This is a genomic window from Marinobacterium sp. YM272 (assembly GCF_050908845.1).
Classification (GTDB): Bacteria; Pseudomonadota; Gammaproteobacteria; order Pseudomonadales; family Balneatricaceae; genus Marinobacterium_D.
The window spans coordinates 4,145,708-4,159,978 of sequence record NZ_CP194171.1 but is presented as its reverse complement, the minus strand read 5'-3'; the positions used below and the strand labels follow the sequence as shown (position 1 = coordinate 4,159,978).

The following is a 14,271-nucleotide window of genomic DNA, read 5'->3' as shown; positions in this document are numbered from 1 at the left end:
CTGATAGCTGGTTGATGGGGCCGGCGGCTAGAATTTAAAGGTGCCGATCCGGTGTCCCAGGGTCACTGTGGAGAGGTGGGTCAGGCTTTCCTCCCACTCCAGCGCTTCAGGCCCGAAGGCAAGAATAACGGTGGAGCCGAGGTGGAAGCGTCCCATCTCCTGTCCTTTCTCCAGCCGGATCGGGGCGGGTTCCGAGCGGCTGTAGAGCGTTTGTGGCTGGCGCTTGGTCGGGGCTACCTGACCGCTCCAGACCGTTTCGATACCGGCCACGATCATGGCGCCGACAAGCACCATCGCCATAGGACCGTACTCGGTATCGAAGATGGTGACAAGCCGCTCGTTATGGGCGAACAGGTTGTCCACGCCTTGTGCCGTGGCATTGTTCACCGAGTAAAGGTCACCCGGAATGTAGATCGCCTCGCGCAGCGTGCCGGCCACTGGCATATGCACGCGGTGGTAGTCGCGGGGTGACAGATAGAGGGTCGCAAAGCGGCCGTTGATGAACGGCTCTGCCCGTGAGGGTGTACCGCCGAGCAGGGTGGTCAGGCTGTAGCCGTGGCCCTTGGCCTGGATCAGGCGGCCGTGCTGGATCGGCCCTGCCTGGCTGACGGCGCCATCGCAGGGGGAGACCAGTGCGTCGCCGGCTTCATCGATCGGGCGCGCGCCGGGTTTCAGGGCGCGGGTGAAGAAATCGTTGAAGCTGGCATAGGCGCGCGGATCTTCCTCCAGTGCCTGGCTCATATCCACGTTGTAGTGTTTGCGGAACACCTCGATAAAGGTGTTCTTGACCCAGCGGATGCGGCAGTCGGCGATCTGGCCGACGATGCGCGACAGCAGGTGCTGGGGCAGCAGGTGCTGCAGAAGAATAAACAGTTTGTCTTTCAAGGGTTACTCCATGGGCCGTGGTGCCGGCCTGAGGCTCAGCGTTCGACGGGCAGGTCCGGGGTGTTGCCCCATTCGAACCAGGATCCATCGTAGCAACGAATATCGTCCAGACCCAACCAGCGGCCGACCAGCCAGGTGAGGCCCGAGCGGCGGTGGGTCTGACAGTGGGTGATAATGGTCTTGCCGGCGTCGATACCGGCGTCTTCGACCAGCTGGCGCACAGTGTCCTGGTCTTTCAGGCGCGGCACCGGGCCGGCTTCAAGCAGGTCGGTCCACTCCAGCAGACGGGCACCGGGGATATGGCCGCCAACCTGGGCGTTGGTGACTTTTTCGCCGCGGTACTCATCGCCACCGCGGGCATCCCAGACGCAGAGGTCGCCGTTGTCCAGGTGCGACAGGATCCAGGGGATATCCACCACCAGGCCGGTGTCGTAGGCCGCCTTGAATTCGCTGGGCGTGGGCTGGTTGGCGTCGGTCTCGATCGCCTGTCCGGCAGCGACCCAGCCGGCGAAATGGCCGTTCAGGAAGCTGGCATTGTCATGGCCGGCGATGGCCAGCGTCCAGATCATGCGACCCGCCCAGGGGCCTTTCTGGTCATCGTAGACAACCACCTGCTGCTGCGGGTTCAGGCCGATCTCGGAGAACAGTGCGCTGAGCTGATCGGCACTGGGGAGCTTGTTGGGCACCGGCCCTTCGCCGCACAGCAGGCGTTTGGGGTCGACGTTGATCGCGCCAGGGATATGACCGGCCGCGTAGTTGTCGGCGCTGGAAAGGTCGATGACAAGCAGGTCCGGTTCGCCCAGGTGAGCGGCCAGCTGTTCCGGTTCGATAACAAGCGGTAGATGGGTCAAAACGAAACTCCGTTAGGTTAGGCGGTTCGAGATCAGGAAACGGTGCTGGTTGTCAGCGGTTTCAGGGCGCGGGTAGCCGCAGCACAGATGATACGGAAGTGCTCCTGGTGGAAGGCTTCCAGCGGGCTGCTGCTGCCCTGGCGGTCGGCATAGATCAGAGCCAGCGGTGCATTGCCGCTGAAAATCGACATCATCAGGCAGTCGTTCTGTTCCAGCAGCCCACGCTGCTCAGGCCGCAGATTTTTATGAATCTGCATCCTGTTGGCCTCGTTAATATGCAGTAACGAGGGCTTTTCGCAAAGGCGCGAGAACAGGCTGGGCTGTTTCAGATCGATCTCAAGCTGTGCCAGAGGTTCCGCCGGGTCAACGCCGACCGCCTTGGCGGCACGCAGGGTGGCGCTTCTGGTGTTGACCAGGCAGAGTGCCACCCGCTCCAAACCCAGGCCCCGGTTCAGTCCCTGGATCAGGCCCTGCAGAATATGCGCCGGCTTGGTGTAGAGCTCGTAGCCGTTGCGGAAACGCTCCAGGATCTGCTTGTAGATATGCGGGTTGAGCAGCTCGGGCCGTGCCGGTATCTCTGCCACCACGGGCGCTGTTTTGGCCGGGGCTGCAGTCGGCTCCGGGAAACGGGAGACATAGACTTTCAACTCCTGCTCGGTGAGGCGGTGAGGTAACTCTCCGCCGCCGGGTATCAACAGCAGTTCGCTGGCCGGCATCATCACGCCGGGTACGTGGAACTCCCGCGCGGATTGGGCACAGTTGCGGTGCAGTCGCGCCAGGGTGGCGGCCAGCGGCTGGTCGAGGTAGTCGCTGATAATATCGAAGGTTCGCGTAGATCGCCCATTGTTCCAGCCCCGGCTGACATTCAGTGCCATCCAGTTGGCCAGCTTGACCGGAAAATAGCGCTGCTGAACCAGGTGGTTCAGTTCCCGCATATCCTTGTCTTCGAGCCTCGGATCTTTCAGGGCGCGCATATGCAGCTGTTTGATACGACTCAAAGAGGGTGAGGTATCGTGATCCAGTGCCAGCTGCGTCAGCTCGTTCAGTTTCCAGCGGTCGGCGAGGGAGCGGCCCAGCTCCTGGGTGGTACAGCCGAAGATCTGCCGTTCCATCTCAACAGGGCTGATGTTCTGCTCCATGACACCGACCAGGAAGCGCTGCTTGTGCAGCGGCGCGTGGAGCCAGAGCATCCAGTGCACCAGGCCGTAGAACAGCGCCGCCAGGCGTGCTTCCTCGGCATAGGGGAGCTGCTTCAGTGAGACCCAGTCGGCCACCTGTACCGAGGCGTGGTGGCTGGCGGCAACGGCGCGGAAAAAGGCGCGCTCGGCCACGTTGTGCGGGTGGATCTTCATGCTGTCCAGTTCGCCGATCAGCGTCTCGATCGAGCCGAATCCCAGTGAGGCGATGGCGTGATCGACGCTGGTGACCACGCTGCCCTTGGCTTCGTGGCGGGCTTGAGCCAGACGGGTCACATGCAGGGCCAGCACCGGGTCCCTGAGGATCTGCTGACCCAGGCTGGCCAGGGTCGTATCGTCGTTGGCCAGGGTGCGCTTCAGGCGTACCAGCGTACTGGAGCGTACTGGAAGAGTTTGTTCTCCCAGGTAGGCGGTCCAGTCGTCAAGTCCGAAAAGATGTATGCCGGTCATAGGGTTCCGTGCGGCAGTGCTTATGTATTAGCTGTCGCGAAGCTGTCCATCGTCCAGTGAGGCCAGTATCTGTCGGTAGCTGTTAAAGCGGTTTTCGCTGATCCTGCCGTCGTCCAGGGCCTGCTTGAAGGCGCAGCCCGGTTCCTGCTCATGTTTGCAATCACGAAACTTGCACATGCCGCGATATTCCCGCAGCTCCGGGAAGCCGTCCAACACCTGTTCCGCATCGATATGCCAGAGCGCGAATTCACGAATTCCGGGGGAGTCGATCAGGTCGCCGCCATCAGGGAAGTGAAAAAGTCGTGCTGTCGTTGTAGTGTGGCGCCCCTTGCGGCTCTGCTCGGAGAGCTCGCCGACGCGCAGGTCGATGCCCGGCAGCAGCGAATTGATCAGTGAGGATTTACCAACACCGGATTGGCCGACGAAGACGCTGACGCGATCGTTCAGCAGTGACTTGAGCTCATCAAGGCCGTGTTCTGCTGTCGTAGAGGCCTTGAGCACCTGGTAGCCGAGCTTTTCATACTGCTCGAGCAGCGGTGGCAGGTAGGCGCCGGCATCGGTGTCGAGCAGGTCGAACTTGTTCAGCAGCAGCACCGGTTCGATACCGCAGGCCTCGGCGGCGACCAGGTAGCGGTCGATCAGGTTGGCGTGGGCGCGGGGCTCCACCGCAAAGACGATGACGATAAAATCGATGTTGGCCGCCACCGGCTTCAGCTCGCCCTGATTGTTGGGGCGCTGGAGTTCGCTGTTGCGGGGTTTGGTGGCGACAACCACGCCGCCGTCGTTGGAGGCGCGCCAGACCACGCGGTCACCGGTGACCAGTTGACCCAGATTGGTGCGCATATGGCAGCGGTGGATGGTGCCGGCGTCGTCACCTTCGAGCGCTTCCACATCCACGCTGCGGCCGAAATGAGAGATGATCAGTCCGGCCTGTTCCGGGCCGAGATCGCCGCCTTCGAGCTTTTCATCGAGTCGGTTATCGCGGCGTTCGGCACGTTTTGCGCGTTCTGCCTGAATCTTTTCCACGCGCCAGGCCTGGCGTCTTGTCAGTTTACGTTTCGCCATCGTTGCGGACGTTGTCCCAGGGGCCAGTTATTTGATGTGCTAAGGTATTCTAAATTCGCTAGAATTTACAGCTTTGGACAGGGAGAGGCTGACATGGCGCAGGATCAGAACCTGATCTGGGTCGATCTTGAAATGACCGGATTGATTCCGGAAAAAGACCGCATCATCGAAATGGCGGCGATCGTGACCGACGCCAACCTGAATCTGATCGCTGAAGGACCAGTGATCTGCGTGCATCAGTCCGATGAGCTGCTCGACCAGATGGATGAGTGGTGTACCCGCCAGCACGGCCAGTCCGGACTCACTGACCGGGTCAAGGCCAGTACCATCAGCGAGGCAGAGGCGGAGCAGACGATGCTCGAGTTCCTGCAGAAACACGTTGAGAAGGGGGCGTCGCCGATGTGCGGTAACAGTATCGGCCAGGACCGGCGTTTCCTGTATGCGTACATGCCGGAGCTTGAAGCCTACTTCCACTACCGCAACCTGGATGTGAGCACCATCAAGGAGCTGGCGCGGCGCTGGCGGCCGGAGCTGCTTAAAGGTGTGAAGAAGAAGGGGTCACACCTGGCGCTGGACGATATCCGCGATTCCATCGAAGAGCTGCGCTACTACCGCGAACACTTTTTTACGCTTTAATCCCTGCTGCTCTAATCCTTGATTCTGCGGGCGCCCGGGTGCTGCTGAATCGGCAGCGGCGCCAGCCCTGCGTCGCTTGCCAGCCGTTCCAGCGCCCAGTCGATATGTTCCTTGACCAGCGGCGATGCGTTCTCCCCGCGTTGCCGCAGCGCCTCCACCACCTCTGCTCCGCCGCGGCTGTTGCCCAGCGCCACCGCCAGGTTGCGCTGCCAGCCCTCAAAGCCGGTACGGCGGATCGCCGAGCCTTCGGTGTTTTTGAGAAAGCGCTCCTCATCCCAGTTAAACAGCGTCAGCAAATCGGCATCGTCGAGGCTGTGGCGCGGTTTGAAGTCTTCCTCCGCGGTGCGTTTGGCAAAGCGGTTCCAGGGACAGATCAGCTGGCAGTCGTCGCAACCGAAAATGCGGTTGCCCATCAGTGGGCGCAGCTCCAGAGGGATCGAGCCCTTGTATTCGATGGTCAGGTAGGAGATGCAGCGCCGGGCATCCAGCACACCGGCCTCCGGAAAGGCGTTGGTCGGGCAGATATCGAGACAGGCGCTGCAGCGGCCGCAGTGGGATTCGGTCTCTGGCGCATCGATCGGCAGGGGCAGGTTGGTAAACAGTTCGCCAAGAAAAAACAGCGATCCGGCCTGGCGGTTCAGCAGCAGGCTGTGCTTGCCGATCCAGCCGATACCGGCATTGCGCGCCAGGGGGCGTTCCAGCACCGGCGCGGAATCAACAAAGGGACGAAACTGCACTGCGGCCTCATCGCCAGCCTCTTGCGCCAGCCACTGACCCAGCTGCTTTAACCGTTTGCGGATCAGTTTGTGGTAGTCCCGGCCAAGCGTGTAACGGGCGATATAGGCCTTGTCCGGGTTGGCCAGGGTTTTCAGTGTCGTGGTTTCGGGCGGCAGGTAATCCATCCTGACCATGACGATCCGCTCGCAACCGGGCACCAGCAGTTTGGGGGCGAGCCGCTTGTCGAAATGCTGCTCCAGGTAGGCCATCTCGCCCTGGTAGCCGGCATCAAGCCACTGCTGCAGATGCTCCGCTTCGGCGGAGGCGTCCGGCAGGGTGATGGCGCACTGCTGAAAACCCAGCTCGCGGGCACGCTGTTTAAGGCGCTGCGCCAGGGATTGCATAGCTGTGGGCTGGTTTGCGTTTGCGTCGAGCTGTTCCACTATAATGGCGTGCAGATCAGTGATGGGTGAAGGCCAATGAGCATCAATAGAGAAGCGTTGCCGAGCACATTATACACGGCAGAGCAGTGCCGCGCGCTGGACCGAACCGCCATCGAGCAGTTTGGTATCCCGGGTTTTCGGCTGATGCAGCGTGCCGGGCAGGCTGCCTGGGCCGTGATCGGCCAGCGCTGGCCGCTGCTGCGCAGAATCAGCATTGTCTGCGGTGCCGGCAATAACGGTGGCGACGGGCTGGTGATCGCCGGGCTTGCCTGGCAGGCCGGAATCGAGGTGCAGCTGGTTGTCGTTGGCGAGCGTTATGCCGAAAAGCTGCGCGGCGAGGCGCTGGAGGCCTGGCAGTGGCTGAAAGGCTTTGGCGTCAGTGCCGAGAGCTGGCAGCCGGGGCTTGAGTTTAACGGGGAGCTGATCGTCGATGCGCTGCTTGGTATCGGTCTGAGTGGCCTGGTGCGGGGCGAAGCGGCCAGCGTAATTGCACAGATCAACCGCTGTGAGCAGCCGGTGCTGGCTGTAGATATCCCCTCCGGCCTGTGTGCCGATACCGGTGCCGAACTGGGTATGGCGGTACGCGCGGACCTGACGGTCACTTTTATCGCCCTGAAGCAGGGGTTGCTGACCCACCAGGGCGTTGACCATGTGGGCACGCTGTTGTTCGATGGCCTGCTCCTGCCCGAAGAGGTGTTTGAGGATGTGCCGGTCAGTGCGTTTCGTACCGATAGCGAAGATCTGCGTGAGCTCATGCCGCCGCGGCCGGCGTCGTCCCACAAGGGGATGTTTGGCCATCTGTTGGTGGTCGGTGGCGACCTGGGTATGGGTGGCGCGGCGCTAATGGCGTCCCAGGCAGCGCTGCGTGCCGGCGCGGGGCTGGTATCCCTGGCTACCCGGGAAGAGCATCTCATGGCGGCACTTACCCGTGTACCGGAGGTGATGTGTCACGGCGTTGACGATGCCGAAGAGCTTGAGGCTCTGCTGGCGAAAGCGGATGCGGTGGTGGTCGGTCCGGGGCTTGGGCAGGGCGTCTGGGGACGGCGCATGTTCGAAGCGGTGCTGGAGAGTGACAAGCCGATGCTGCTCGATGCGGATGCACTCAATCTGCTGGCCCAGAGCGATATCCAGCTGCCGGAGCACGACTGGGTGCTGACACCGCACCCGGGCGAGGCGGCGCGGCTGCTGGATACCGATACGGCGGATATTCAGGCCAACCGTTTTGAGCAGGTACGGGAACTCCAGGGCCGTTGTGGTGGCACAGTGGTATTGAAGGGTGCCGGAACGCTCAGCTGTGATGGCGATGTGATTCATCTGTGCAGCGATGGTAATCCCGGCATGGCGACCGCCGGCATGGGGGATGTGCTCAGTGGTGTCATCGGCGGTTTACTGGCGCGGGGCATGCCAGCGGTGGATGCGGCGCGGATCGGGGTGCTGGTGCATGCGCGGGCGGCGGACCTCTGTGCCCGACATTTTGGCGCCGGCGGATTGCTGGCGACCGACCTTATGAATACCATTCCGCTGGTTATCAACGGGTTGGAAGAAAATGTCTGAGTATTCGATTGAACTGGCGGACGAGCAGGCGATGGTGGCCTTTGGTGAGCACCTGGCGTCCTGCTGCGGTGAAGGTGCGGTGATTTTTCTGCACGGTGATCTGGGGATGGGGAAAACCACGCTGTCGCGCGGTGTGCTGCGCGGCTGTGGTCATCAAGGTTCTGTTAAGAGTCCCACCTATACGCTGGTGGAGCCCTACGATACCCCGGCCGGGCCGGTCTATCACTTTGACCTCTACCGTCTGGGTGATCCGGAAGAGCTGGAGTTCCTGGGAATCCGTGACTATTTCGATGAGCGTTCGCTGAGTCTCATCGAGTGGCCGGAGCGGGGAGCGGGTATCCTGCCGGTAGCCGACCTGGAGATCAATATTTGTGCCGAGGGGACAGGACGTCTGCTGTCATGGCAATATAATACTGAAAAAGGCCGCAAATTGGCCGATAGTTTATGTAAGCGATAATTTCGCCGAAATCGCCTCACTCTCAACAATGATCACAGGGTTGAGTGTGGCGGCATCTGTCGTGGCTTGTCATAACTGGCTGGGTCGCGCGAAGTGAAGGGGTAGAGAGACTGGTGCGTATATTCACCGGGTTGATCCTGATGCTACTGCTGACATGGACTCAGCTGGCTCAGGCCGTAACCAATGTCGACAACATCCGTGCCTGGCTGGCACCGGACAATATTCGTCTGGTGTTTGACCTCAGCTCGCCCGTAAAACACAAGGTGTTCATGCTCGATAACCCGCAGCGACTGGTGCTGGATATCGAGGATACCAAGCTGGACCTGGATGTTAACGCCCTTGGGCTGTCCAAGGGACCGATCCAGAAGGTGCGTACCGGCAAGCGCGGCGATGGCATTCGCCTGGTGCTGGATCTGGATAGTGAAAAGATCAGCCCGAAGAGTTTTCAGCTGAAGCCCAATGATCAGTATGGTCATCGTCTGGTGCTGGATCTGGCGCTGCCGGAAGCCGCCAGGGCGGAAAGCGTGGCGCAGAAGCAGGAAGCGAAAAATAATACCGGTCCGCTGCGCGATATTGTCATCGCGGTGGATGCCGGTCACGGTGGTGAAGACCCGGGGGCCCTGGGGCCGGGCGGATTGCGTGAGAAAAACGTGGTGTTGTCGATCGCCAAAGAGGTGGCGCGGCTGATCGATGCTGAGCCTGGCTATCGTGCTGAGCTGATCCGCGGCGGCGACTACTACGTCAGTCTGCGTGGGCGCACACTCAAGGCGCGCAAGATCAACGCTGACCTGTTTGTCTCCATTCATGCCGATGCGGCGCGGAACAAGAGTGCTCGCGGCGCGTCGGTCTGGGTGCTTTCGGGCCGCGGCGCCAGCAGTGAAATGGGTCGCTGGCTGGCCCAGAAAGAGAACGGTGCCGACCTTATCGGCGGTGTTGGCAGCGTCAGCCTCGAGGACAAGGATGACCTGCTTGCCAGTGTGCTGCTGGATATGTCGATGACGGCCAGTCAGTCCAGCAGCCGCGAAGTGGCCAACCGGGTGCACAGTAATATTGCCGGCTTCGCGCGGATGCACAAAAACCACGTTGAGCAGGCCGGCTTCGTGGTGTTGAAATCGCCGGATATTCCGTCGATTCTGGTGGAAACCGGGTTTATCTCAAACCCCGGCGAAGCGGCCAACCTGAAAAAGAGCAGCTACCAGAAACAGATGGCGCGGGCCATTGTTGGCGGTGTGAAAGCGCATTTCTGGGACCGTCCGCCGAGCAGAACCCATATAGCCGCGCGCAAGCGCGCCGGTGAAACCCTGGCCCGCAGCGAGAGTACCTACAGAGTAGCGCCGGGGGATACCCTGTCGGTGATCGCCGTGCGCAACGGTATCTCCCTGGATCAGCTGCGCCGCGCCAATCAGCTGCGCGGCGATCGCATCCGAGTCGGCCAGGTGTTGAAAATTCCGGCCAGTTAATTTCGCTTCAACTCTCCAGATCTGAATTCAGGCACCAATTTATTATGAGTCGTATTCACCTGCTCTCACCGCAGCTGGCTAACCAGATCGCGGCCGGTGAGGTCGTCGAACGCCCCGCTTCAGTGGTCAAGGAGCTGCTGGAAAACAGCCTTGATGCCGGCGCCACCAAGATCGACGTGGATGTGGAGCAGGGTGGTATCAAACTGATCCGTCTGCGTGACGACGGTGGCGGCATCGAGAAGGGAGATCTGGCGCTGGCGCTGAGTCGTCATGCCACCTCAAAGATCGTTCAGCTGGAGGATCTTGAAGCGGTGGCTAGTCTCGGTTTTCGCGGCGAGGCGCTGGCATCGATCAGTTCCGTGGCCCGGTTGACACTGACATCGCGCACCGAGGAGCAGGATGCTGCCTGGCAGGTACGTGCCGAAGGCCGCGATATGGAAGCGGTACTGGAGCCAGCGGCCCATCCCCGCGGCACCACCGTGGAGGTACGCGACCTGTTCTTCAACACGCCGGCACGGCGCAAGTTCATGAAGAAGGAACAGACCGAATTCCGTCATCTCGAAGAGGTGATCAAGCGGATGGCGCTGAGCCGCTTCGATGTCTCCTTTAATCTTCAGCACAATGGTCGCCGTGTACAGCAGTTGCGGCCTGTGGACAGCGAACAGGCGCGTGAGCGTCGTCTGGCCTCGTTGCTTGGTGGCAGTTTTATCGAGCAGGCGGTGCACCTGGATGTGAGCGCCGAGGCATCAGGCCTCAGGCTCTGGGGCTGGATCGGCCTGCCGACCTATTCGCGCAGTCAGGCGGATCAGCAGTACTTCTTCGTCAACGGCCGGATTATCCGTGACAAGGTGGTGACCCACGCGGTGCGTCAGGCCTACAGCGATGTGCTGTTCCACGGCCGGCACCCGGCGTTTGTACTCTACCTGGAGCTTGATCCGGCGTTGGTGGATGTGAACGTGCACCCTACCAAGCACGAGGTACGTTTCCGTGAATCGCGTCTGGTGCACGATTTTATTTTCCGTACTCTGCATCGGGTGATTGGCGATCTGCGCCCCAAGGGTGCGGTGCCTGCGGGTGCCGGTGAGGCGAGGGTGGAGGAAACCGGCGCACCGTCCATGCCGATGCAGTCATCGCCTGGCAGTGTCTCCGGTGGCGGCAGCTTCAGTCAGGGGCGGATGCCGCTGTATCAGTCTTCGGGCAATTACGGCAGCTCGGCAGGCTCAGCCACCGCGGTCAGGGAGCAGATTTCCGCATACGCGGACCTGCACACGCCCGCCTCTCCGGCTCTGGGCATGCAGCCTGGTGCTCAGTCCGGCATGCGCATGCCGGAAGCGGATGCGGAGAAGGCGCCGCCACTCGGTTACGCTATCGCCCAGCTGCACGGTGTCTACGTATTGGCGCAAAACGAGGCCGGACTGGTGCTGGTGGATATGCACGCCGCCCATGAACGTATCGTCTACGAGCGGATGAAGGCTGCCTGGGATGAGGATCGGGTGCGCTCCCAGCCGCTGCTGGTGCCGGTCAGTCTTAGCGTCAGTGAGCGTGAGGCGGACCTTGCCGAGGAACAACCCGAGCTGTTCCAGCGTCTGGGTTTTCGCCTGGAGCGGATGGGGGCGGATACGCTGACCGTGCGCGAGGTGCCGGTATCCCTGGCAAAAGCCGATGCGCCCCAGCTGGTGCGTGATGTGCTGGCGGATCTGGTGGTATTCGGCAGCAGTCGGCGGATCGAGGAGAGTATCAATGAGCTGCTCGGCACCATGGCCTGTCACGGCGCCGTACGCGCTAACCGGCAGCTCAGTATCCCCGAGATGAACGCGCTGCTACGCGATATGGAAGCCACCGAGCGCAGTGGTCAGTGTAATCATGGCCGTCCTACCTGGACCCAGCTGTCGATGAATGAGCTGGATAAACTTTTTCTGCGAGGCCAGTAATTTTGGCGGACAAGCTTCCCCCGGCGATCTTTCTGATGGGTCCCACTGCGTCCGGCAAGACGGCGCTGGCGATGCATCTCTACGATAACCTGCCCTGCGAACTGATTAGCGTGGACTCGGCGCTGGTTTACCGGGGTATGGATATAGGCACCGCGAAGCCCGCTCCGGAAGAGCTGCAGAGTTATCCCCATCGGTTGATCGATATTCGTGATCCGGCAGAGAGCTATTCGGCGGCGGAGTTTCGCGAGGACGCCCTCGCAGCCATGGCGGAAATTACGGCAGCGGGCAAAGTGCCCGTGTTGGTGGGCGGCACCATGCTCTATTTCAATGCCTTGCAAAAAGGGTTGGCGCCTCTGCCGGAAGCGAATCCCGAACTGCGCGCTGAGCTGGAGGCCGATGCTGAGCGTCTGGGCTGGCCTGCGCTGCATGAGCGGTTGGCCAAGCTCGATCCGGCCGCGGGGGAGCGCCTCAAACCCACCGATTCGCAGCGTATCGAACGCGCACTGGAGGTGGTGCTGTTGACCGGTAAGCCGATCAGTGAGCACTGGGCCGAGCAGTCGCAGGCAGCACTGCCTTACAATCTGTTGCCGCTGGCGCTGATGCCCGGTGATCGATCACGCCTGCATCAGCGTATCGAACAGCGTTTCGATCAGATGCTGGCGCAGGGGTTCGAGGAGGAGGTGCTGCGCCTGTATGAACGCGGCGATCTTCACGCCGACCTGCCATCGATCCGCTGCGTCGGTTATCGACAGATGTGGGACTACATCGAGGGCCGGCTGAGCTATGATGAGATGAGGTATCGCGGTATTGTCGCGACCCGCCAGCTGGCCAAGCGTCAACTGACCTGGCTGCGCGGTTGGCAGGGGCTTCACTGGCTGGATAGCGAGGCGGATAAATTACTGAATTTAGCCTTGAAACTGGCTGAAGCAACCATTATATAATGACAGGCTTGCACTTGGCTTAAGCGCAGTCGATTTTTCGGCCAGGTGACCATAGATTACATATTACAACGAAACGTTTTATTACTTTTGGGAAGGAGTTTGCAATGTCAAAAGGGCAGTCTTTACAAGACCCTTATCTGAATGTGCTGCGCAAGGAGCGTATTCCGGTATCCATCTTTCTGGTCAACGGTATCAAACTGCAGGGGCAGATCGAGTCTTTCGATCAGTTTGTGATCCTGCTGAAAAACACCGTCAGCCAGATGGTTTATAAACACGCCATTTCGACCGTCGTTCCGTCGCGTCCGGTGAAGTTGCCGCAGGGCGACGAAAAGGCGGCAGACTGAGGTCCTAATTGTTTTTCGAACGTCCCGAATCGGGCGAGGTAGCGATCCTCGTTCATATTGAGCTGTCCTCTGATGCGGATAGCGAAGACCCACGGGAACTGGAAGAGCTGGCGCTCTCCGCAGGTGCCGATCCGGTTGCATTTCTGACCGGATCCCGCGCCGATCCCAGTCCTAAATTTTTTCTCGGTGCAGGCAAGCTGGAAGAGCTGCGGGCGCTGGTGCAGGCGCATCAGGCTGAGCTTGTGATCTTCAATCATGCCTTGAGCCCCGCTCAGGAACGCAATATTGAACGCGAGGTTCAGTGTCGCGTGCTCGATCGCACCGGGCTTATTCTCGATATATTCGCCCAGCGTGCCCGCACTCATGAGGGTAAACTGCAGGTCGAGCTGGCTCAGCTGGAGCATATGTCCACGCGCCTGGTGCGCGGCTGGACCCACCTGGAGCGTCAGAAGGGTGGTATCGGTTTGCGAGGTCCTGGTGAAACCCAGCTGGAAACCGACCGTCGTCTGCTGCGCGCGCGCATCAAATCGATCCAGAAACGTCTGGTAAAAGTACGCACCCAGCGTGAGCAGGGGCGGCGTGCACGTCAGCGTGCCGAAGTGCCCACCGTGGCACTTGTCGGCTATACCAACGCCGGGAAATCAACACTGTTCAACCGTATCACCAATTCCGGCGTCTACGCGGCAGACCAGTTGTTTGCCACGCTGGATCCGACGCTGCGTCGCATCGAAATGGATGATGTCGGCCCTGCGATCCTTGCTGATACGGTAGGCTTCATCAAGCATCTGCCGCACAAGCTGGTGGAATCCTTCCGTGCGACGCTGCAGGAGACGGTTGAGGCGACGCTGCTGCTGCATGTGATCGACTGCTACGATGAGGAGCGGCAGGATCATATGGATCAGGTGGACGCGGTGCTCGGCGAGATCGGTGCCGAAGAGGTGCCGGTGCTGCAGGTGTACAACAAGATCGATCTGATGCCGGAACAGTCGCCGCGCGTGGATTGTGACGAGGACGGGTTGCCGCAGCGTGTCTGGCTTTCTGCCCAGAGTGGTGAAGGTATTGATCTGCTGATGGACGCAATTCGTCAGCGCTTAAGTGGTGACATGTTCCACGAAACGCTGTCGCTGACGCCTGAGCAGGGACAGTTTCGCGCCCAGCTGTATGCCCGCGGGGCGGTGGTCGCTGAACGGATTGAAGATGATGGCCGTATGAATATCGAGGTCAGAATGCCGATGCGGGACATACGCCAGCTGCTGAGCCGCTTGCGTATCCCTGCTGAACGTTATCTGCCCGAGCAGGTCCACTAGAGTTCCGGTTGCGCGGACGCCCGACGGTCCCTAG

General features: G+C 60.8%; 13 protein-coding genes. 8 read left to right on the top strand and 5 right to left on the bottom strand.

Annotation, left to right across the window (positions count from 1 at the left end; genetic code table 11):
- Positions 1 to 27: 27 nt before the first annotated feature.
- The 4 genes from asd to rsgA are packed head-to-tail and all read right to left on the bottom strand — an operon-like array spanning position 28 to position 4,447.
- Complete coding sequence (asd, locus tag ACQUQP_RS18635) at positions 28 to 885, bottom strand: archaetidylserine decarboxylase (RefSeq protein WP_432696529.1); 858 nt, start codon at positions 883 to 885, stop codon at positions 28 to 30.
- A gap of 35 nt (positions 886 to 920) precedes the next feature.
- Positions 921 to 1,736 carry a sulfurtransferase gene (locus ACQUQP_RS18630; protein ID WP_432696528.1) on the bottom strand — a complete coding sequence of 272 codons (816 nt, stop codon included), beginning with the start codon at positions 1,734 to 1,736 and terminating at the stop codon, positions 921 to 923.
- 32 nt (positions 1,737 to 1,768) lie between these two features.
- Positions 1,769 to 3,382, bottom strand: a complete 1,614-nt coding sequence (locus tag ACQUQP_RS18625) for an HDOD domain-containing protein (protein ID WP_432696527.1) — start codon at positions 3,380 to 3,382, stop codon at positions 1,769 to 1,771.
- 27 nt (positions 3,383 to 3,409) lie between these two features.
- A complete protein-coding gene (gene rsgA / locus ACQUQP_RS18620; RefSeq protein ID WP_432696526.1) occupies positions 3,410 to 4,447 on the bottom strand; it encodes a small ribosomal subunit biogenesis GTPase RsgA in 1,038 nt (345 codons plus the stop codon).
- Between the two features lie 93 nt (positions 4,448 to 4,540).
- On the opposite strand from rsgA, the gene orn reads away from it, so the two are divergent.
- A complete protein-coding gene (gene orn, locus ACQUQP_RS18615) occupies positions 4,541 to 5,083 on the top strand; it encodes an oligoribonuclease (protein ID WP_432696525.1) in 543 nt (180 codons plus the stop codon).
- A gap of 11 nt (positions 5,084 to 5,094) precedes the next feature.
- Here orn and queG read toward each other — a convergent pair whose 3' ends face one another.
- Entirely contained in the window at positions 5,095 to 6,204 is a 1,110-nt protein-coding gene (gene queG, locus ACQUQP_RS18610) for a tRNA epoxyqueuosine(34) reductase QueG (RefSeq protein ID WP_432696524.1), read from the bottom strand.
- A 75-nt stretch (positions 6,205 to 6,279) separates the two neighbouring features.
- On the opposite strand from queG, the gene ACQUQP_RS18605 reads away from it, so the two are divergent.
- From ACQUQP_RS18605 to hflX, 7 genes are all read left to right on the top strand, one after another.
- Positions 6,280 to 7,797, top strand: a complete 1,518-nt coding sequence (locus ACQUQP_RS18605; protein WP_432696523.1) for an NAD(P)H-hydrate dehydratase — start codon at positions 6,280 to 6,282, stop codon at positions 7,795 to 7,797.
- Positions 7,790 to 8,254, top strand: a complete 465-nt coding sequence (gene tsaE / locus ACQUQP_RS18600) for a tRNA (adenosine(37)-N6)-threonylcarbamoyltransferase complex ATPase subunit type 1 TsaE (RefSeq protein ID WP_432696522.1) — start codon at positions 7,790 to 7,792, stop codon at positions 8,252 to 8,254. The genes ACQUQP_RS18605 and tsaE overlap by 8 nt, the downstream gene beginning before the upstream one ends.
- 113 nt (positions 8,255 to 8,367) lie before the next feature.
- Positions 8,368 to 9,714, top strand: coding sequence for an N-acetylmuramoyl-L-alanine amidase (locus ACQUQP_RS18595; protein ID WP_432696521.1), 1,347 nt, complete (start codon positions 8,368 to 8,370; stop codon positions 9,712 to 9,714).
- Positions 9,715 to 9,758: 44 nt separating this feature from the next.
- Positions 9,759 to 11,645, top strand: coding sequence for a DNA mismatch repair endonuclease MutL (mutL, locus tag ACQUQP_RS18590; protein ID WP_432696520.1), 1,887 nt, complete (start codon positions 9,759 to 9,761; stop codon positions 11,643 to 11,645).
- Between the two features lie 35 nt (positions 11,646 to 11,680).
- Entirely contained in the window at positions 11,681 to 12,586 is a 906-nt protein-coding gene (gene miaA / locus ACQUQP_RS18585; RefSeq protein WP_432696519.1) for a tRNA (adenosine(37)-N6)-dimethylallyltransferase MiaA, read from the top strand.
- Positions 12,587 to 12,690: 104 nt separating this feature from the next.
- Positions 12,691 to 12,930: an RNA chaperone Hfq gene (hfq, locus tag ACQUQP_RS18580; protein WP_027854732.1), complete on the top strand. Its 240-nt coding sequence runs from the start codon at positions 12,691 to 12,693 to the stop codon at positions 12,928 to 12,930.
- 8 nt (positions 12,931 to 12,938) lie between these two features.
- Positions 12,939 to 14,237 (top strand): ribosome rescue GTPase HflX, encoded by a 1,299-nt coding sequence (hflX, locus tag ACQUQP_RS18575; protein ID WP_432696518.1) that lies wholly within the window; start codon positions 12,939 to 12,941, stop codon positions 14,235 to 14,237.
- The last annotated feature ends 34 nt before the right edge of the window (positions 14,238 to 14,271 follow it).